General features: G+C 45.7%; 13 protein-coding genes. 4 read left to right on the forward strand and 9 right to left on the reverse strand.

The window, feature by feature from the left end; all coding sequences use genetic code 11:
• The first annotated feature begins 7 nt into the window (after nt 1-7).
• Nucleotides 8-1,540, forward strand: a complete 1,533-nt coding sequence (locus ABWT76_RS06110) for a DUF499 domain-containing protein (RefSeq protein WP_354635806.1) — start codon at nt 8-10, stop codon at nt 1,538-1,540.
• A 165-nt stretch (nt 1,541-1,705) separates the two neighbouring features.
• Here the strand turns inward: ABWT76_RS06110 and ABWT76_RS06115 are convergent, their stop codons facing one another.
• The 4 genes from ABWT76_RS06115 to ABWT76_RS06130 form a co-directional block, all read right to left on the reverse strand.
• Nucleotides 1,706-1,891, reverse strand: a complete 186-nt coding sequence (locus ABWT76_RS06115; RefSeq protein WP_190880804.1) for a hypothetical protein — start codon at nt 1,889-1,891, stop codon at nt 1,706-1,708.
• A gap of 76 nt (nt 1,892-1,967) precedes the next feature.
• Nucleotides 1,968-2,891: a DUF1517 domain-containing protein gene (locus ABWT76_RS06120; protein ID WP_054465938.1), complete on the reverse strand. Its 924-nt coding sequence runs from the start codon at nt 2,889-2,891 to the stop codon at nt 1,968-1,970.
• Nucleotides 2,892-3,119: 228 nt separating this feature from the next.
• Nucleotides 3,120-3,341, reverse strand: a complete 222-nt coding sequence (gene thiS, locus ABWT76_RS06125; protein WP_054465923.1) for a sulfur carrier protein ThiS — start codon at nt 3,339-3,341, stop codon at nt 3,120-3,122.
• Nucleotides 3,342-3,345: 4 nt separating this feature from the next.
• Nucleotides 3,346-4,455: a thiamine phosphate synthase gene (locus ABWT76_RS06130; protein WP_054465924.1), complete on the reverse strand. Its 1,110-nt coding sequence runs from the start codon at nt 4,453-4,455 to the stop codon at nt 3,346-3,348.
• A gap of 532 nt (nt 4,456-4,987) precedes the next feature.
• Here ABWT76_RS06130 and ABWT76_RS06135 point away from each other — a divergent pair.
• Nucleotides 4,988-6,577, forward strand: a complete 1,590-nt coding sequence (locus tag ABWT76_RS06135; RefSeq protein WP_354635807.1) for a transposase — start codon at nt 4,988-4,990, stop codon at nt 6,575-6,577.
• 31 nt (nt 6,578-6,608) lie between these two features.
• Nucleotides 6,609-8,372 (forward strand): DUF1565 domain-containing protein, encoded by a 1,764-nt coding sequence (locus ABWT76_RS06140; protein WP_156332049.1) that lies wholly within the window; start codon nt 6,609-6,611, stop codon nt 8,370-8,372.
• Between the two features lie 73 nt (nt 8,373-8,445).
• On the opposite strand, the gene ABWT76_RS06145 is transcribed toward ABWT76_RS06140, so the two are convergent.
• The 4 genes from ABWT76_RS06145 to ABWT76_RS06160 all read right to left on the reverse strand — a co-directional run bounded on the left by ABWT76_RS06145 (nt 8,446) and on the right by ABWT76_RS06160 (nt 11,773).
• On the reverse strand, nt 8,446-9,063 hold the full coding sequence (locus tag ABWT76_RS06145; RefSeq protein ID WP_054469685.1) for a Uma2 family endonuclease: 618 nt from the start codon (nt 9,061-9,063) through the stop codon (nt 8,446-8,448).
• 455 nt (nt 9,064-9,518) lie between these two features.
• Nucleotides 9,519-10,661 carry a hypothetical protein gene (locus tag ABWT76_RS06150; protein WP_054469684.1) on the reverse strand — a complete coding sequence of 381 codons (1,143 nt, stop codon included), beginning with the start codon at nt 10,659-10,661 and terminating at the stop codon, nt 9,519-9,521.
• A gap of 148 nt (nt 10,662-10,809) precedes the next feature.
• Entirely contained in the window at nt 10,810-11,655 is an 846-nt protein-coding gene (gene dapF, locus ABWT76_RS06155; RefSeq protein WP_054469683.1) for a diaminopimelate epimerase, read from the reverse strand.
• Nucleotides 11,645-11,773 carry a hypothetical protein gene (locus ABWT76_RS06160; RefSeq protein ID WP_255353265.1) on the reverse strand — a complete coding sequence of 43 codons (129 nt, stop codon included), beginning with the start codon at nt 11,771-11,773 and terminating at the stop codon, nt 11,645-11,647. Before ABWT76_RS06160 ends, dapF begins: the two co-directional genes overlap by 11 nt.
• Nucleotides 11,774-11,788: 15 nt before the next feature.
• Between ABWT76_RS06160 and ABWT76_RS06165 the strand changes: the two genes are divergently transcribed.
• Entirely contained in the window at nt 11,789-12,001 is a 213-nt protein-coding gene (locus ABWT76_RS06165; protein ID WP_054469682.1) for a hypothetical protein, read from the forward strand.
• Nucleotides 12,002-12,393: 392 nt separating this feature from the next.
• On the opposite strand, the gene ABWT76_RS06170 is transcribed toward ABWT76_RS06165, so the two are convergent.
• Complete coding sequence (locus ABWT76_RS06170; protein ID WP_054469680.1) at nt 12,394-14,694, reverse strand: cation:proton antiporter; 2,301 nt, start codon at nt 14,692-14,694, stop codon at nt 12,394-12,396.
• Nucleotides 14,695-15,025: the final 331 nt, after the last annotated feature.

Consider the following 15,025-nt stretch of genomic DNA (forward strand, 5'->3'; position numbering starts at 1 on the left):
TTCTATCTTGACAATTGCCCTTCCCATGAATGCCTACCAACTGAAATTTTGGCAGCCGGTTAAACCAGATCCAGATATCGCGGCTAAAAATCGCGATTCCCGCAAGGGATCCGCTGCGCGGCATCGCGATACGCATCTTTCCTCATTTGCGGCGGTGGTGAGACAAGACCCGACTTGTCCGCAATTTTATCGCGATCCGCATCATTTTTTTAATGCTACTTATTTGACCGCTGAACTGAAGCAGTTATTTAAAGGGGTACTCGGTGGTTTATGTGGGGAGGGGCAGCGGATTTTTTCCCTAGAAAGATCGGGGGATATTTCTCAGACCTTTCTTGCTTTATATCATCTGGTGAAATATCGCCCAGAACTTCGACAAGTTACCCAATTTTTGACTCTGCCCAATCCTAAGTTAGTCCAGGTTGCGGGTTTAACTAATTTTGACTTAGAGATTAAATCCGGGATGGAAATTAAACCCGGTTTGCGGATTTTTACCCCCTGGGGTTATTTAGCATGGCAACTAGGGGGAAGTTTTGCTTATTCTTTGGTGAAAATTCACGATGAACAACGGGTTGCCCCTAGTCAATATTTGTTGCGGCAATTGCTGGGCGTTCGTCCCACTTTGCTATTGGTTGAGGATTTTCTCGATTATGTGCAAAATGCGATCGCAATTTTGGGAATTGACGATCCATTTATCCCAGAAATTCTGATATTTATTGAAAATCTGATTGCCGTTGTCGAAAAATCACCCTATACGGTTTTAGTTTATTCCTTACCTGCCACTGAAACCAATCTATTAACTGCGGTGAAAAATCTGCTAAATCCCAATTTAATAGTAAATCGTAGGGGCGAAGCATTCGGGCAAGAATCTATGGGCAAAACCCAACAATTTTCGCCCCGAATGCTTCGCCCTCATACTAATAAGATAGCTAAAAACCGACAATTTTCACTCCGAATGGTTCGCCGATGGGAAAAAGCCAGGAAAAATCAAGCAAAATATACATCAGAAACATCAGAAATAAAGGAGAAAAAACAGGCGATCGCTGTTTTCAGCTTAGATGAGCATACCTATTATTATCCTTCAGTTTTACGGTCAAAACCTCGCCAAAAAACCCCAGCAAAAATCTGGAGACTCAAAAGCGATCGCTGCCCAAGAATATGGCTTTCATATTCGCCTGTGAAAAAACGCAATAAGTTTATCATAGAAAATCAGCCATATCTAAATTTTGTTAGCATATTAAGACAATTAAATTATATAAATAAACCGTTGTATCAATTAATAAGTAAGCATTGGGATGGTAAATTATCGGTCTTTATGCCTAAATCCTTTGTCCGAATTTTTCGCCCATACATCAGCGGAATATTGGGAAGCGATCGCTCAAACCGTTCCATAAATAAGCCCCTAGAACGGTGCCATAAACTATCAGAAATTGATGTAGCATTCAAAGAAGTTATCGCGCGATCGCCCCCGAAATATTATCCTTATGGGGTTATCCCTGGGGGTAGAGAAACCGGGACCAAAGCTGTGGATATCAGGAGTTAACTTTGGGATGCAACAAAGAAACCCGGTTTCCGCAACCTTTTGTTTATTACCCAAACATATCCCTGGAGAGGCAAAACACAAGCAGGATATTCCCCCTAACCTCCCTTAAAAAAGGGGGAATCGGATCTTATTTGGAGAGAATTAAAGAAGGTGCGATCGCCTACCTTAAAGTAGATCGTAATCTTCAGGTTCTACATCAGGAACCTTGGTTAAAACTTGTTGAAATTTCTCCCACGAACCCCGTTTAGCTTTGTCCGCTAAATAGTCTTTAGTCAGCCAAGCGGGGACTTGTGCTGATAATGCGATCGCCATTGCGGCATTGAGCGAAAAAAAAGGTGAGCCGAAGCCCACCCTAATTTGTTCTACATTTTTCTACGTTTTTCCTAATCACGAGAAAAATTAGCCCTTAGCCCAATTTTAAACTAATTTAAACTAATTTCAAATTGGGATATTGAGCCAAAATATCATCGGTGGTCAGGGTATCGCCACTGGCTTGAGGTGCCCAGAGAATTTCTATGGCTAATAGGCGATCGCTCGCTAATCCCCCAAACTGACCCAAAGCTTGACGCAAATCGCCACTATCGTTAATCTTGGGTAGTTGTAATTTTCCTTCGGTTGCTAACAGAATGGTGACGACAATATATTCCCCTGGATCGGCGGCAGCCCCATGATTTTCTTCCCCCGGTAAAGCCGCTTGACGCTCCGCTTCTCGGAGTTGATTATTCACATTAGAAAGGGTTTCCCGTTCAACTTTAGAACGTTCCGTCAGGGACAACTGATTAAACTTAGCTTCTGCCGCATTTAACTTAGTTTGTTCTGTGGTAGTAGCGCCATAAACCCAATATTCGGGATGACGTAATAAAGCGAGGCTGACTTCTTGGAGGACTTCAGCCCGACCAGCCTCGGAACCTGTATCGGCACTTTCGGCAATTTGGTTGAGTTCCGTTTGTAAACTACGAGCTCCGGCTAACAGTCCAACTTGTACTTGGGCAATGGATACAGTGGGATTACTGTTATATTCTTCGATCGCTTCTTCCCCGCCATTATTAAAACTGCGGATTAAAAAGTTGGCTACGGCAAAGACAATTAACAGGGTAAACAAACCCCCGCCACCGAACCCAAAGAAGGGAAAAATAAAGGGAAAACCAATCCCCCCGCCATATCCACCCCCGGGATAAGCGCGGGTGGGTGGGGCATAAGTGCGAGTGGGGGCGCGGAAAGAACCGCCGCCAATTCTGCCACCAGTCCTTGCCGCCAAAGCGCTTTGGGCATTGCCAAATACCAGGGCAATGACCAGGGCGATCGCCAAGCAGGATTTGAAAAAGGATTTGATGTTTGATTTTTGATACATAAACCAACTCATTGTTATTCGTTGACGGTTCTTAGTCATCAGTCATCAGTCATCAGTCATCAGTCATAACTAACAACCAACAACCAACAACCAACAACTAAGGACTAAGAAGTCAACGGTCATTGATCTAATGTATCGCTTGTGACAGTAGGCAGGGTAGTCGATTCGGCAAGATACTGCGGGGGTTCTCCGGTCAATCATTGACCAGATATCCGAACCTATATCGGTTTAACCACCGCCGACAATGGTGACAATTTCCAGGCGATCGCCTGTTTGCATTTCGGTCGTCTCCCAAAATTGTCGGTGTAAAATTTCGCCGTTATACTCCACTGCCACCAACCGGGGATTTAACCCAAGTTGTTCCAGGAATGCGGGCAGGGAGGTATGGGGCGGACAAGTTTTCGCTTCACCATTCACTTGCAGAGAAATGGGCATCATTGGACTAGACATGGCACTAGATATAAGGTTGAATCTTGTTTTCGCGATCTCTTAGGTTTTGAATGCGGGTCAATTGAGAAATAAAATATTGACTCAATAACGTAGGTTGTTCGGCTTCCATAAGGGCTCGCACCACGGCGACCCGTTCTGCACCGGCATCAAGCACATCATTCAGGTTATTCATGTCAATGCCGCCAATAGCAAACCAAGGAATTGTGGCATTCTCAGCGGCGTAGCGGACATATTCCAGACCCGCTGCGGTTTTCCCCACTTTGGTGGGAGTTTCATACACCGGGCCAACACCAATATAATCAGCCCCTTCCGCGATCGCCCGTTCCATTTCGTCTGGGTTAGTCGTGGAACGACCCACAATGCGACCAGGGCCTAACAATTGTCGGGCTACGGCGATCGGTAAATCGTCTTGACCCAAATGAACCCCGTCCGCATCCACAGCTACGGCAATATCCACTCGGTCATTGATCAAAAATAACGCACCATAATCATGGCAAATCTCCCGCAGTTTTTTAGCGATCCGGATCCGATCGCTATCGGGTGAATACTTATCACGATACTGCACTAAAGTTAGTCCACCGAGTAAAGCGGCTTCCACAATAGAAAATATCTTTTCTGTTGGGGAAGTGACTAAATAAAGGTGCGATCGCACTAACTTGAGATAGCGCCGATACGCCAGCAAATTAGTTTCCAGGGTATAAACCCGATAACGCATTTGCTTAAAAGTCCCGCCCATCTCTGGGTGATACAGCTTACCGTATTCTTCCAGCACTCTGAGGGCTTCTTGAACTCGACCAAAGTTCACCTGTAACAGTTGCTCAATTCCCTGGCGCTGTTCCTCCCCTGGGTGACTCAAAGTAGTGCCTGGATCTTCTAGGGTATTTCTGGCCGCACGGATATCGGCGCTATGCCATTTGCCAAGTTCCTGACGTAAGTGCTTGCACTCACTAGCCATCTGAACATGGTTCACCCCAAAGCGACACCATTCCTCAATGATTCTCAAGCCTTCACGGGCTCGATCCAAGTTCGCATCTAAAATTCTACAGAGTGCTGATTGCGCCATTAACGGACTGACATTTGGCGATCTATCAAGTTGACTGGTTTGATTAACCATCGGAACCCCCCCATGATTTTGTGATTCTTTTAAGTCAGTGTTTACACTCTCGTCAAAGCCTACATCAATGCCTACATCAATGCTTACATCAATGCCTACATCAGTGGGCGATACAATCTCTGTAGGCCGAGCGATCGCCCCTGTTTGAGATGCTTTAATTATTTTCTCTGGTCAAACGATTATTGCGCTAAAAAAAAATGCAATGTTTTAGCACCAATTCACCAGATTGTAAAGCTTTGTAAAAAAAACTCATTAAAATATCAAAAGGATGAATCTTGGTTGGTGATTTTGAATCATTATTGGGTGCGGCAGTATATCATATTTTTCAAGGTTTTTTTGGTTTTGACTCAAATAAATCAGGATCGTGCTGGGGGATCGGTGTTTCAGACTTATCGGAGGAGGTTATTCAACAGTGTCAGTTTTGTTAACAGATGCTCATGTATGCTAAAGTTTAAGAGATGGCATACATACCACTCAGGAAAGCGGTCGAATTTCTGGGTGTACATCCCAACACTGGAGCGAAAATACGCTGATGAAAAGAAGATCAAAAACATCAAAAACACCGCCTACCAAAGACTCTATGATGTCGAATCATCGGTGCGGGATACAGTTGGAGCTACCACGGCTTGCTACTGCCGAGTTAGTTCAACAAAACAACGATCTCACCTCGACAGACAAGTTGCCTATATGTAATCAATCTATGCAGACGCAGAAATTATCCGAGATATCGGCTTTAGATCGGGGCTTAATTTCAAACGCAAAGGGTTGCTTTGGTTACTGGTCAGACTTATGCGAGGCGATTAGCTCACAGTTATTGTTGCCTGTCGTGACAGATTGTGCTGAAAAGGATTTGAATTATTCGAGTTTATGGCACAACAAAACGGTGGAGGCATCGTGGTTTAAGAAAACTCTGTACAATGTCCAGAAGCCGAACTCAAAGCCGATATTCTCTCCATCCCTCACGTCTTTTCTTGTCGGATACACGGATTCAGAAGCTACAGTAAGAAAATCAAGGAAGCTCCGAATCTATCTAAACCCAGAACAAAAAAAATTGCTTAAACAATGGTTCGGAGTTAGTAGATTTGTCTACAACGAAACCATTAAATATTTGCAGCAGCCCGATACAAAAGCTAACTGGATGGCGATTAAAACAGGAATATTGAATGGATTACCTGAATGGGCTAAACCTGTTCCTTATCAAATTAAATCAATCGCCATCAAAGATGCTTGTTTAGCCGTTAAAGCCGCGAAAAGGGGGTATTGTAAGGATGGAAAAATTAGGAAATGTCGGTTTCGCAGCCGTAAGGATACAAAGCAATCAATCTTTGTGCCTAAGTCGGCAATAAAAGATTGTGGAATCTACTATACAATTCTGGGCAGATGTTTATTCAAGGAGGCACTGCCAAAAGACTTCAGCGATGGTCGATTAACACTAACTTACGGTGAGTATTACTTGACTATCTCGACAGAAGTGCAACAACTAAATTCCGAGAATCAAGGGAGAGTTGTTGCCTTAGATCCTGGTGTCCGCACGTTTATGACATTTTTTTCGGAAACATCTTTTGGTTGGCTAGGCAAAGATTCTAACTTACACATTCAGAAATTGTGTTTCAAATTAGACAAATTAGTGTCTCGACTATCAAAAGCCAAATGTAAACAGAGAAGAAATATCAAAAAAGCCGGGAGTAGACTTCGTTGTAAAATCAAGAACTTAGTCAAGGAATTGCATTATAAGACAGCTAGATTTTTAGTAGAAAACTTTGATGTGATTTTCCTCCCAACATTTGAAACATCACAGATGGTTTCTAAGTCAAGACGTAAACTTAGAAACAAATCTGTCAGGCTTATGCTAACTCTAAGTCATTATGAGTTTAAGCAATTTCTGAAATGGAAGGCTTGGGAAAACAATAAAGTTGTGATTGATTGCAACGAAGCCTACACTTCTAAAACGGTGTCATGGACTGGTGAAATTATCAATAATTTGGGTGGGGCAAAAACGATTAAATCGAATTCCACCCAATTAAAGATGGACAGGGATTTAAATGGTGCGCGAGGGATCTTTCTTCGTGCATTGGTTGATACGCCTTGGTTGAGAGAGTATCTCAACTTATGTGTTTGTTAGCAAATGTTAGCAAAAAAGTATCGGTAAAATTGTGAGTTCAGTAAACAAAACTAAAAAGTCAACGCGACTGACTGAGACGTTGATATGTGGTGCGACTCGCTACCACTATGGGATTCCCGGTGCGATCGCGAAGGGAATCGGCCATCTATTACTGGCAACTGGTGTTTGCTTCGCTTTATCCCCTGAGCCAACTATGGCTCAAACCCCAAACGCACCAGAAGCCATGTCCAATATACTGGCTCAAGCGCCGTCAACCGCCAACCAGTTATATGTCAATCCTGATCGGGGAAGCGATCGCGAAGGCCAGGGAAGCCTTCAGTCACCCTATAAAACCATTACCCATGCCCTGCGGGTAGCCCAAGCCAACACCACCATTATTTTAGCCCCAGGCACCTACAGTGCCGAAACCGGGGAAACATTTCCCTTAGAACTCAAGCGAAACGTCACCCTATCGGGACTCCCAGAACGCAACGGCAACGGCGTAGTCATCCAGGGGGGTGGCTCCTACATTAGTCGGACCGTCGCCGCGCAAAATGTCACCGCGATCGCCGCAGAAAAAGCCACCCTAACGGGAGTCACCATCACCAATCCGAATCGGCGGGGTTATGGCCTCTGGATTGAATCCACCAGTCCCACCATCACCAACAACACTTTTACCGGCAACACCCAAGACGGAATATTTGTCGCCGGTAACGCTGCCCCCGTGATTCGTGAGAATAACTTCGTCCAAAATGGCGCCAACGGGATGACCATCCACGGCACCGCCAAACCAGAAGTCCGGGAAAACTCCTTTGAAAGAACCGGATTCGGCATTAACGTAGTTGAACAAGCCGCGCCCGTATTGGTGGGCAATCGCATCCGGTTTAACAAAGATGGCTTGGTCGTCCAAGGATCCGCTCGACCTGTGTTGCGGAATAACATCATTGAAGGCAATGAACGGGATGGCATTGTGGCCATTTCTAATGCCTTACCTGACCTGGGTTCTTCCGGGCAACCGGGGGGAAATATTTTCCGCAATAATCGCCAATATGACATTAATGGGGAAGCGGCTAAAGAAATTATTTCTGCTTTTGGCAATGAGATGACCGGGAATCGGACAGCCGGACGGATCGATCTCGCGGGGGTGGTCAATCCCGCCAATTCTCCAAGACCAGTGGCGCAAACTCCTCGACCAACCCAAACTCGACCGACCCCAACGCGACCGACCCCGGCCCCATTGCCCAATCGGCCCACCTCTGGTCAAACTTCCGGCGCCGATTCATTTCCGCGTCCCACTCAAACACCGGGACAAAATCCTCGACCCACAGGATCTTCCGCCCCATCGACACAAACCCCGATTCCTGTCCCCACTTCTGAGCAACCGATTAATATTCCGGTGCCGCCTCCGAGAACCAGTAATGTACCTCCAGCCCCTTCCGGTTCTATTCCCAGTCCGGGAAATCGGGGTGACAGTTTGCCCGTGTTATTGCCGGTGCCCAATGGCAACGCGCCGATTGGCAATGCTGGATCGGCGTCACAACCTGTGGCGTCTAACGTGAATCCCCCTGGTGAAGGTCCACCAGTTCCAGCAAATCGCATTCAAATATTAGGTTTACGGTATCGGGTGACTGTTGATGCGCCCACTGCCAGAGAACAAAACCGGGTGCGATCGGTGGTTCCTGAAGCATTTCGTACCATCTTGAATGGTCGAACTGTGATGCAGGTTGGTGTGTTTAACAGTGCCGAAAATGCTAATCAAATAGTTGATACTCTCAATCGCAATGGCATTCAAGCGGTGATTCAGGAACTCGAATAAGCAAATTCGTAGGGGGGCAATTGCCCCCCTAATCATTTTTTACGGTGAGATTTACGGTGAGATTTTTTATTATTTAATCGGCTACGGCAAAAATTTCTTGAGCGGTTAACTTTAATTCAGGAAATGCGGCGGAAATAATCGGCTGTTCCCCGCGAAATTGTTGGACTTGATATTCCCCATCGATTAATTGATACACGGACAAAGTAGGCTGTTTGGGGTCGCCAATATATCGTTTGCCCCCTAATGCTAAATAATCCACAATCCAATATTCGGGTATTTCTAGGGCTTCATAATCAATTAATTTATATCCATAATCATCCCGCCAATTGGTACTGACTACTTCTATAATCAGTTTGATGGTTTTCCCCTGAGTAATGGTGGAGCGTTTTTTCCAGAGGTTTTCATCGGCTAAAGCGGTTTGATCTAGGACGATCACATCGGGATTATACCCGGATTTATCTGTGTCTACGGGTTTCACGATCGCCTGTCGAGGAATGATATAAGGCAGTTCTAGGCGATCGATTTGTACGCCTAGCTTCAGTGCGAGAAAACCGGCAACTTGTTCATGGGTTCCTGTAGGCTGCATTTCAAAAATTTCTCCATTGCGTAATTCATAACGACCGTATCCGTCTGGATATTGTTCAAAAAATTCTTCCAATGTGATTAATTTTGGGAGAGTTTCTGCCAGCATATTGACCTCCGCTTAGGGGTTGACTGATGTTCTTAGTATTTTGTTGGTATTTGGTGATTTGTTATTTCATTTGTCTGAAATTCGTATCTATGGTTTAATTATATTGTATCACAAGTTTAATCAATGGGTTGATGAATAAGAAATTATCAATTATAAAAATTAGACAAAGGAACCTTTTAAAGGGTTTTTATTTTTTGTGGTGAATGCTCACCCTAATTATTCTATAAGTCTTCTATAAATTATTAATTTTTTTGTATGTCTATAATTTAGCGATCGCGCAGGTAATTGAGAGATATTTTTTCCAACGATTAAGCGAAAATTATTCAAGTAAAAGAAAAGCATGACAATTTTGATTCAATAATTTTATAGATATAATCAAGTCCATTGAAGCAACCCTGACGCCAAATTAAAAGCAAGTCATTCGGCTTTTCTCTTACTTAAATAATGATGCAGAATTAGGCAGATTTAATTTCCTGAATCACCCATTCAAAGGTTTCATAAATCCGCTGTAAAGCTGTTTCATCTTGCAACGTAGACAAGCGAAAATTGGGTAAGCGGGTTTCGGTGGCATTCATGGGCAGGGCTAAACCGATCGCACTCATGCGCGATCGCAACTCTAACCAGGTTTCCGGCTCGTCAAACGGGGTTTGAGCGGCATAACTGCTAGAAGAAATTAAAAATTCTCCCGAAATTCCCACCGTAAATAAGGGGGTAGATTTTCGCCCTTTTGGGGCAAATTTGGCGGCAAATCCGCCATAAGCACCACCGCGTCCCCAGTGAATTTCCACTTCGGGTTTTTGGCGAATCCAATCATAAAGTTTTTTGGCTAATTCCGCCTCTTCTCGGCCTTGTCTTGCCTTAAATTCTTTAAAGAAAGAACTCTCATCCCACTGTCTTCTTTCCCGCGTGGTACTGGATTTTTTCTGTTGGGCACCGGCAGTTTGACCAATTAATCGGGGGACTAACGTTCTCTGGCCATCTTCGCTGAGATACTGCTTAATTTCCAACCCCAAAACTTCCGTAGGATCCATTTGTTCGTTCAGGAATTCTACCACTCGTCGCAGTTCCCCAGGAATTTCATCGGCAACAAAAACTAAGCGAAATTTGCCCGCTTGGAGATTGGTTTTTACCTGACTCCAAAACCCTTCTTCGTTGGCATCTTCACCGAGAAACTCTTCAAAGACTTGTTCTGGATCTCGACCGACTTCGCGGCAGTTGACTTCAAACTGGGTCACAATGGACTCAAAAGGCCAGTAAATTAAAGCATTGGCCGCATAGTCAATCATTTGACCCAGCATTTTTTGCCGCATTTCTGCATCGCGACTGCGCTTCACTTCAACCAGTGTGGGAATGCCGTCTTGATCGATAAATAAATGATCCAAGTTCCACCGATCTACCCCATCTTCTTCTGGGGCAATGGCTGATTCCCGATTAATCGATAACCAGCGTCTCGGAGTCGCCCGATCGATTTGATCTCCAGCTAAAATATTGGGATATTTTTCCAATAATTCTTGAAGTTGATCTTCCGAGTCATAAGCTTTTTCTGTCATTTCCACTAGGCGATCGTCGTCGTCGATCAGATAAATGCCTCCACCCATGAAAATTTCCTCTTGTTGATTAGTTTAATTGGGATTACCTGATTGATTTCATGGTGCCAGCCCATCAATCATCATTAAAGATAATGATCGGTGGGTCAGCATCTTCAACACTTAACATGATTATGTAATTTGGTGTAACTAGCTCTGGTTAAGAGAGTTTGCCAGTAAACACCCTTTGTGCTGGCCCGGTCATGTAAATTCTTTCGTTAGATTCTGACCATTCAATGACTAATGAGCCACCGGGCAATTCAATGGTCGCCTTTCTCTCACACCGACCTATAATGAATCCGGCCACCAGGGCGGCACAAGCCCCAGTCCCACAGGCGAGAGTAATTCCCGCCCCCCGTTCCCAGACGCGCATTTTCAGGTAATCAGGTGCGACCACTTGAACAAACTCGACGTTGGTGCGCTGGGGAAAGATGGGGTGATGCTCAAATTGTGGGCCGATGCTTTCTAGGGCAATTTCCGCTACATTATTCACAAAGGTAATACAGTGAGGATTGCCCATGTTGACGCAAGTCACCTTCCAAGTTTGACCGGCGACTTCCAAGGGTTGAATGATCACCCGACAGTCTTCTTCCATCAAGGTGGTGGGAATTTCTGCGGCGGTTAACCGGGGAACTCCCATGTCAACGGTGACTTGGCCATCGGCTTGGATTTGCGGGGTAATCATCCCGGCCAGAGTTTCAATATGATAGGTCTGTGGGGTACGGCTTGGGGCTTGTAAATCCGCCAAAAACCGAGCTAAACAGCGGATGCCATTGCCGCACATTTCCGGTTCCGAACCATCGGAGTTGAAAATCCGCATTTTGTAGTCGGCATCTGGGGATGTGGCCGGTAGTGCAAAAATTACCCCATCAGCCCCAATCCCAAAATGGCGATCGCACAGTTGTACCGCTTGAACGTCCGTCAAAATGGGTTCACTTGATTGGCGATTATCAATCAAAATGAAGTCATTTCCTAACCCGTGGTATTTAGTAAACTCAATAGTCATAGCCTTGTTTATTCACAATATTGCTGATTGCCATGTCAATGGCTAGTTTAAACAGGGAATCAAGGAGGGTTAACCACCCTGAATACACCACAATCGATCGCAAATAGTACACATTCATTGGATCAATTTGATTATGCCTGACTTTGATACCAGTCTCCCTAGCATTCGCCAAATCCAATCGTTAATCACCGATAAAAAAGAGGTAGAACTCAAATTGGTGACGGACGATCTCTTGGTGGGCAAGATTTTTTGGCAAGATATGGAGTGCATCTGCATTCTGGATCACTACGATCAAAAAACCATTGTTTGGCGACAAGCAATTGTTTATATGAAGCCGAAACCCTAAACCCGGATGGCGGTACAGGGTTATGGACTAATGGGGTTCCAGCTTATTCTTCTGCTGAATGTTCGATCCCAGATGTCTCCCCAGATTCATACGCCACTTGGCGCCAGTTGACGCCAGTTGACGCCAGTTGACGCCAGTTGACGCCAGTTGACGCCACTTGACGCCACTTGGCGCCACTTGCTCTACTTGGGGAGACCCCAAGACCCGTTCATGGTTCGCCAGTTGTTCATGGGGGAAACCCCCAAGACCACACTGGCTCACCGCACTGGCTTCTCTACCTGGGGAGACCCCAAACCTGTCCCCGGGAAGGCGGGGAACCGCAGTGGCTTTAGATTCGTTCTTCAATGATTGACTGACTGCTGTCACCATCACTAAAGGATTTTCAGTGGCTATCAATACCGGGACAATAGTGAAAGCTGAATTTGCTTCAGATCGGCTAATCGTCCACGCAGAAATAGCAGATCCCCTGCTTGAATTGTCATATCGCCGTGAGGAAATTGGATGAAATGCCCCTCGCGGCGAATGGCAAATACTTGGATCTGGTATTTTCGCCGCAGATCCAGATTGGCTAGAGTTTCCCCTGCCATCGGACTGCCTAGTGGCACTCTTAACCATTGGCAACACCGGCTTTCGCTCTCGACGGCAATTTCTCCCGATGCCAGTTGACTAAAGGTACTGATTTCTGCCGGTGTTCCGATTAATAAGAGGCGATCGCCCTCTAACAGAAGCGTCTCCCCATTGGGATAGTCGATTTCTTCCCTCGATGACCGCCGAATGGCCATCAAACTGACTCCAGTCAGGCGGCGCAAATCCACCTCTGTCAAAGTCATCCCGACTAATGGCGACGCTTCCGGCAAATCCAGCCATTTGGGATTCATGTCTTGGGTGGCAGCTTTAAGCTGTCGGGAAACTTCCGAGGCAGTTAGGGATGAGCGTAAGCCTTCGTAATGATGGCTGCGAATTTTGCCGATTTCTCGTTGAATGCCACTGAGAGAAAATCCCACGGTCAGCAATAAATGGGTGGATAATTCCAGGCTGACTTCAAATTCTGACTGGACAACCTCACGGGCACCGAGTTGATAGAGGAGTTCGATATCTTCTTCTTGGTTGGCTTGGACGACGATATCCAAGTCGGGGGATAATTCTAGGGAACGCTTCAGACATAGCCTGGTACTCATGGAATCCGGCAGGGCGATCGCCATTGCCTTAGCATGACGGACTCCCGCTGACTCCAGCACGTGCAAACTCGCGGCATTGCCATAAATATAAGGAATGCGATCGCGAAGCGGTGCGGATGCACTATCGCTCTCGCGGTGCGGTGTACTATCGCTGCGTAACTCTTGAATCGCCGCTTCCGACAAATCAATCACCACCACGGGATAATTGTGGGCTTGCAACAACTGCACCACCTTACGACCCACGCGCCCATAGCCACAAACCACCACGTGATTTTCTCCGGGCAGATCCTCCGATCGCCCCAAAATTGTCCCGGTTTGGTCAAAATAGGGCATGAACCAGGGGACTGTTTCGGCCCAGTCCAGGAGTTTGGGCATTAACTTTAACAACAAAGGCGTCACCATCAAGGTGACAGCGGTTGTCCCTAAAATAAACAAATACACCGGACGGGAAACCAGCCCCAACCCCAAAGCCCGCGCTGTCAGCACAAAAGAAAATTCCCCAATTTGGGCTAATCCCAAACCCACTAACAACGCCGTTCTCAGGGAATAACCAAATATCATCACTAACGGGGTGGTAATCAAAAATTTACCCACCAACACCAAAGCCACCAATCCTAAAATCAATTCCAGATGGTTCCACAGGAAGATCGGATCGATCAGCATTCCCACGGAGACAAAGAAGAGGGCGGCAAAAATATCTCGCAGGGGTTCAACATAAGTTAGGGTTTGATCCGCGTATTCCACCTCGGAAATCATCAACCCAGCCACAAAAGCCCCCATTTCGATGGAAAATCCCAGATGTTCCGTCAACAGGGCAATGCCCAAACACAAAACCACCACACCGAGCAAAAATAATTCGCGACTTTCGGTTTTAGCCAGTAAGCGCAACAAACGGGGCACCACAAAAATGCCCGCCAGTACCGCCCCCCCCGCAAACAGGGCAATTCTCAGTAAAGCGTTAAGCAGCGCCATACCAATGGCTTCTGCCGGTTCGTCCAAAGCCGGTAATACCGCCAACATGAAACCCAAGGCAAGGTCTTGGACGACTAAAATCCCCAGCATGACTTGACCGTGGGGGGTTTCCGTCTCATTGCGTTCGATCAAGCACTTGAGTACCACCGCTGTGGAAGACAGGGACAGAATGGCTCCCAGGAATACCCCCTGGGCTGGTTCGAGTACCCAGCCTAAGCTCAAGGAAATCAAAGTGGTGACGGCAATGGTTAAGCCAATTTGTAAGCTACCTCCACCGAGGGCGATCGCTTTTACCTTCCGCAGTTCGGCAAAGGAAAACTCAACTCCCAAAGCAAACAGTAGCAACGCCACACCAAATTGAGCCAAGGTTTCCACTTGAATAAATTCTTTAATCCATCCCAGACTTGCCGGCCCAACGATCATCCCCCCTAGGAGATATCCTAATAATGGTGGTTGACGCAGCGCAGACGCCAACAGTCCCCCGGCAGCGGCCACCGCTAAAACGGTTACAAGGTCAATAATGAGTCTAAAGTTTTCTGGCACAGAATTGGGAGAAATAATCTAGAAACTATTGTAAATTATTAAATATTATATCAGAATATTCTCATAACTCGTCAAATGCTAATTCGGTTCTAGATGTAGTTCTAGATGTAGGGTGGGCATTGCCCACCAATTTACCCGATTAAACCCAGAAAATGACAAGATTCCTAAGTGATGTAATTATATATCATTTGCTAATTTTTACTATTCAATTAATTTATTCCTAACCCAAATGAACTAACCAAATTATCCGAACATTCCTTAAACCATATAAAGGTAATTTCGTTAATTTCTCTCCTGTGGCCATAAAGCCTTTTCCCTAGCTGGCATTAAT

The sequence above is a fragment of the Planktothricoides raciborskii GIHE-MW2 genome (assembly GCF_040564635.1).
In the GTDB taxonomy this organism is placed as follows: domain Bacteria; phylum Cyanobacteriota; class Cyanobacteriia; order Cyanobacteriales; family Laspinemataceae; genus Planktothricoides; species Planktothricoides raciborskii.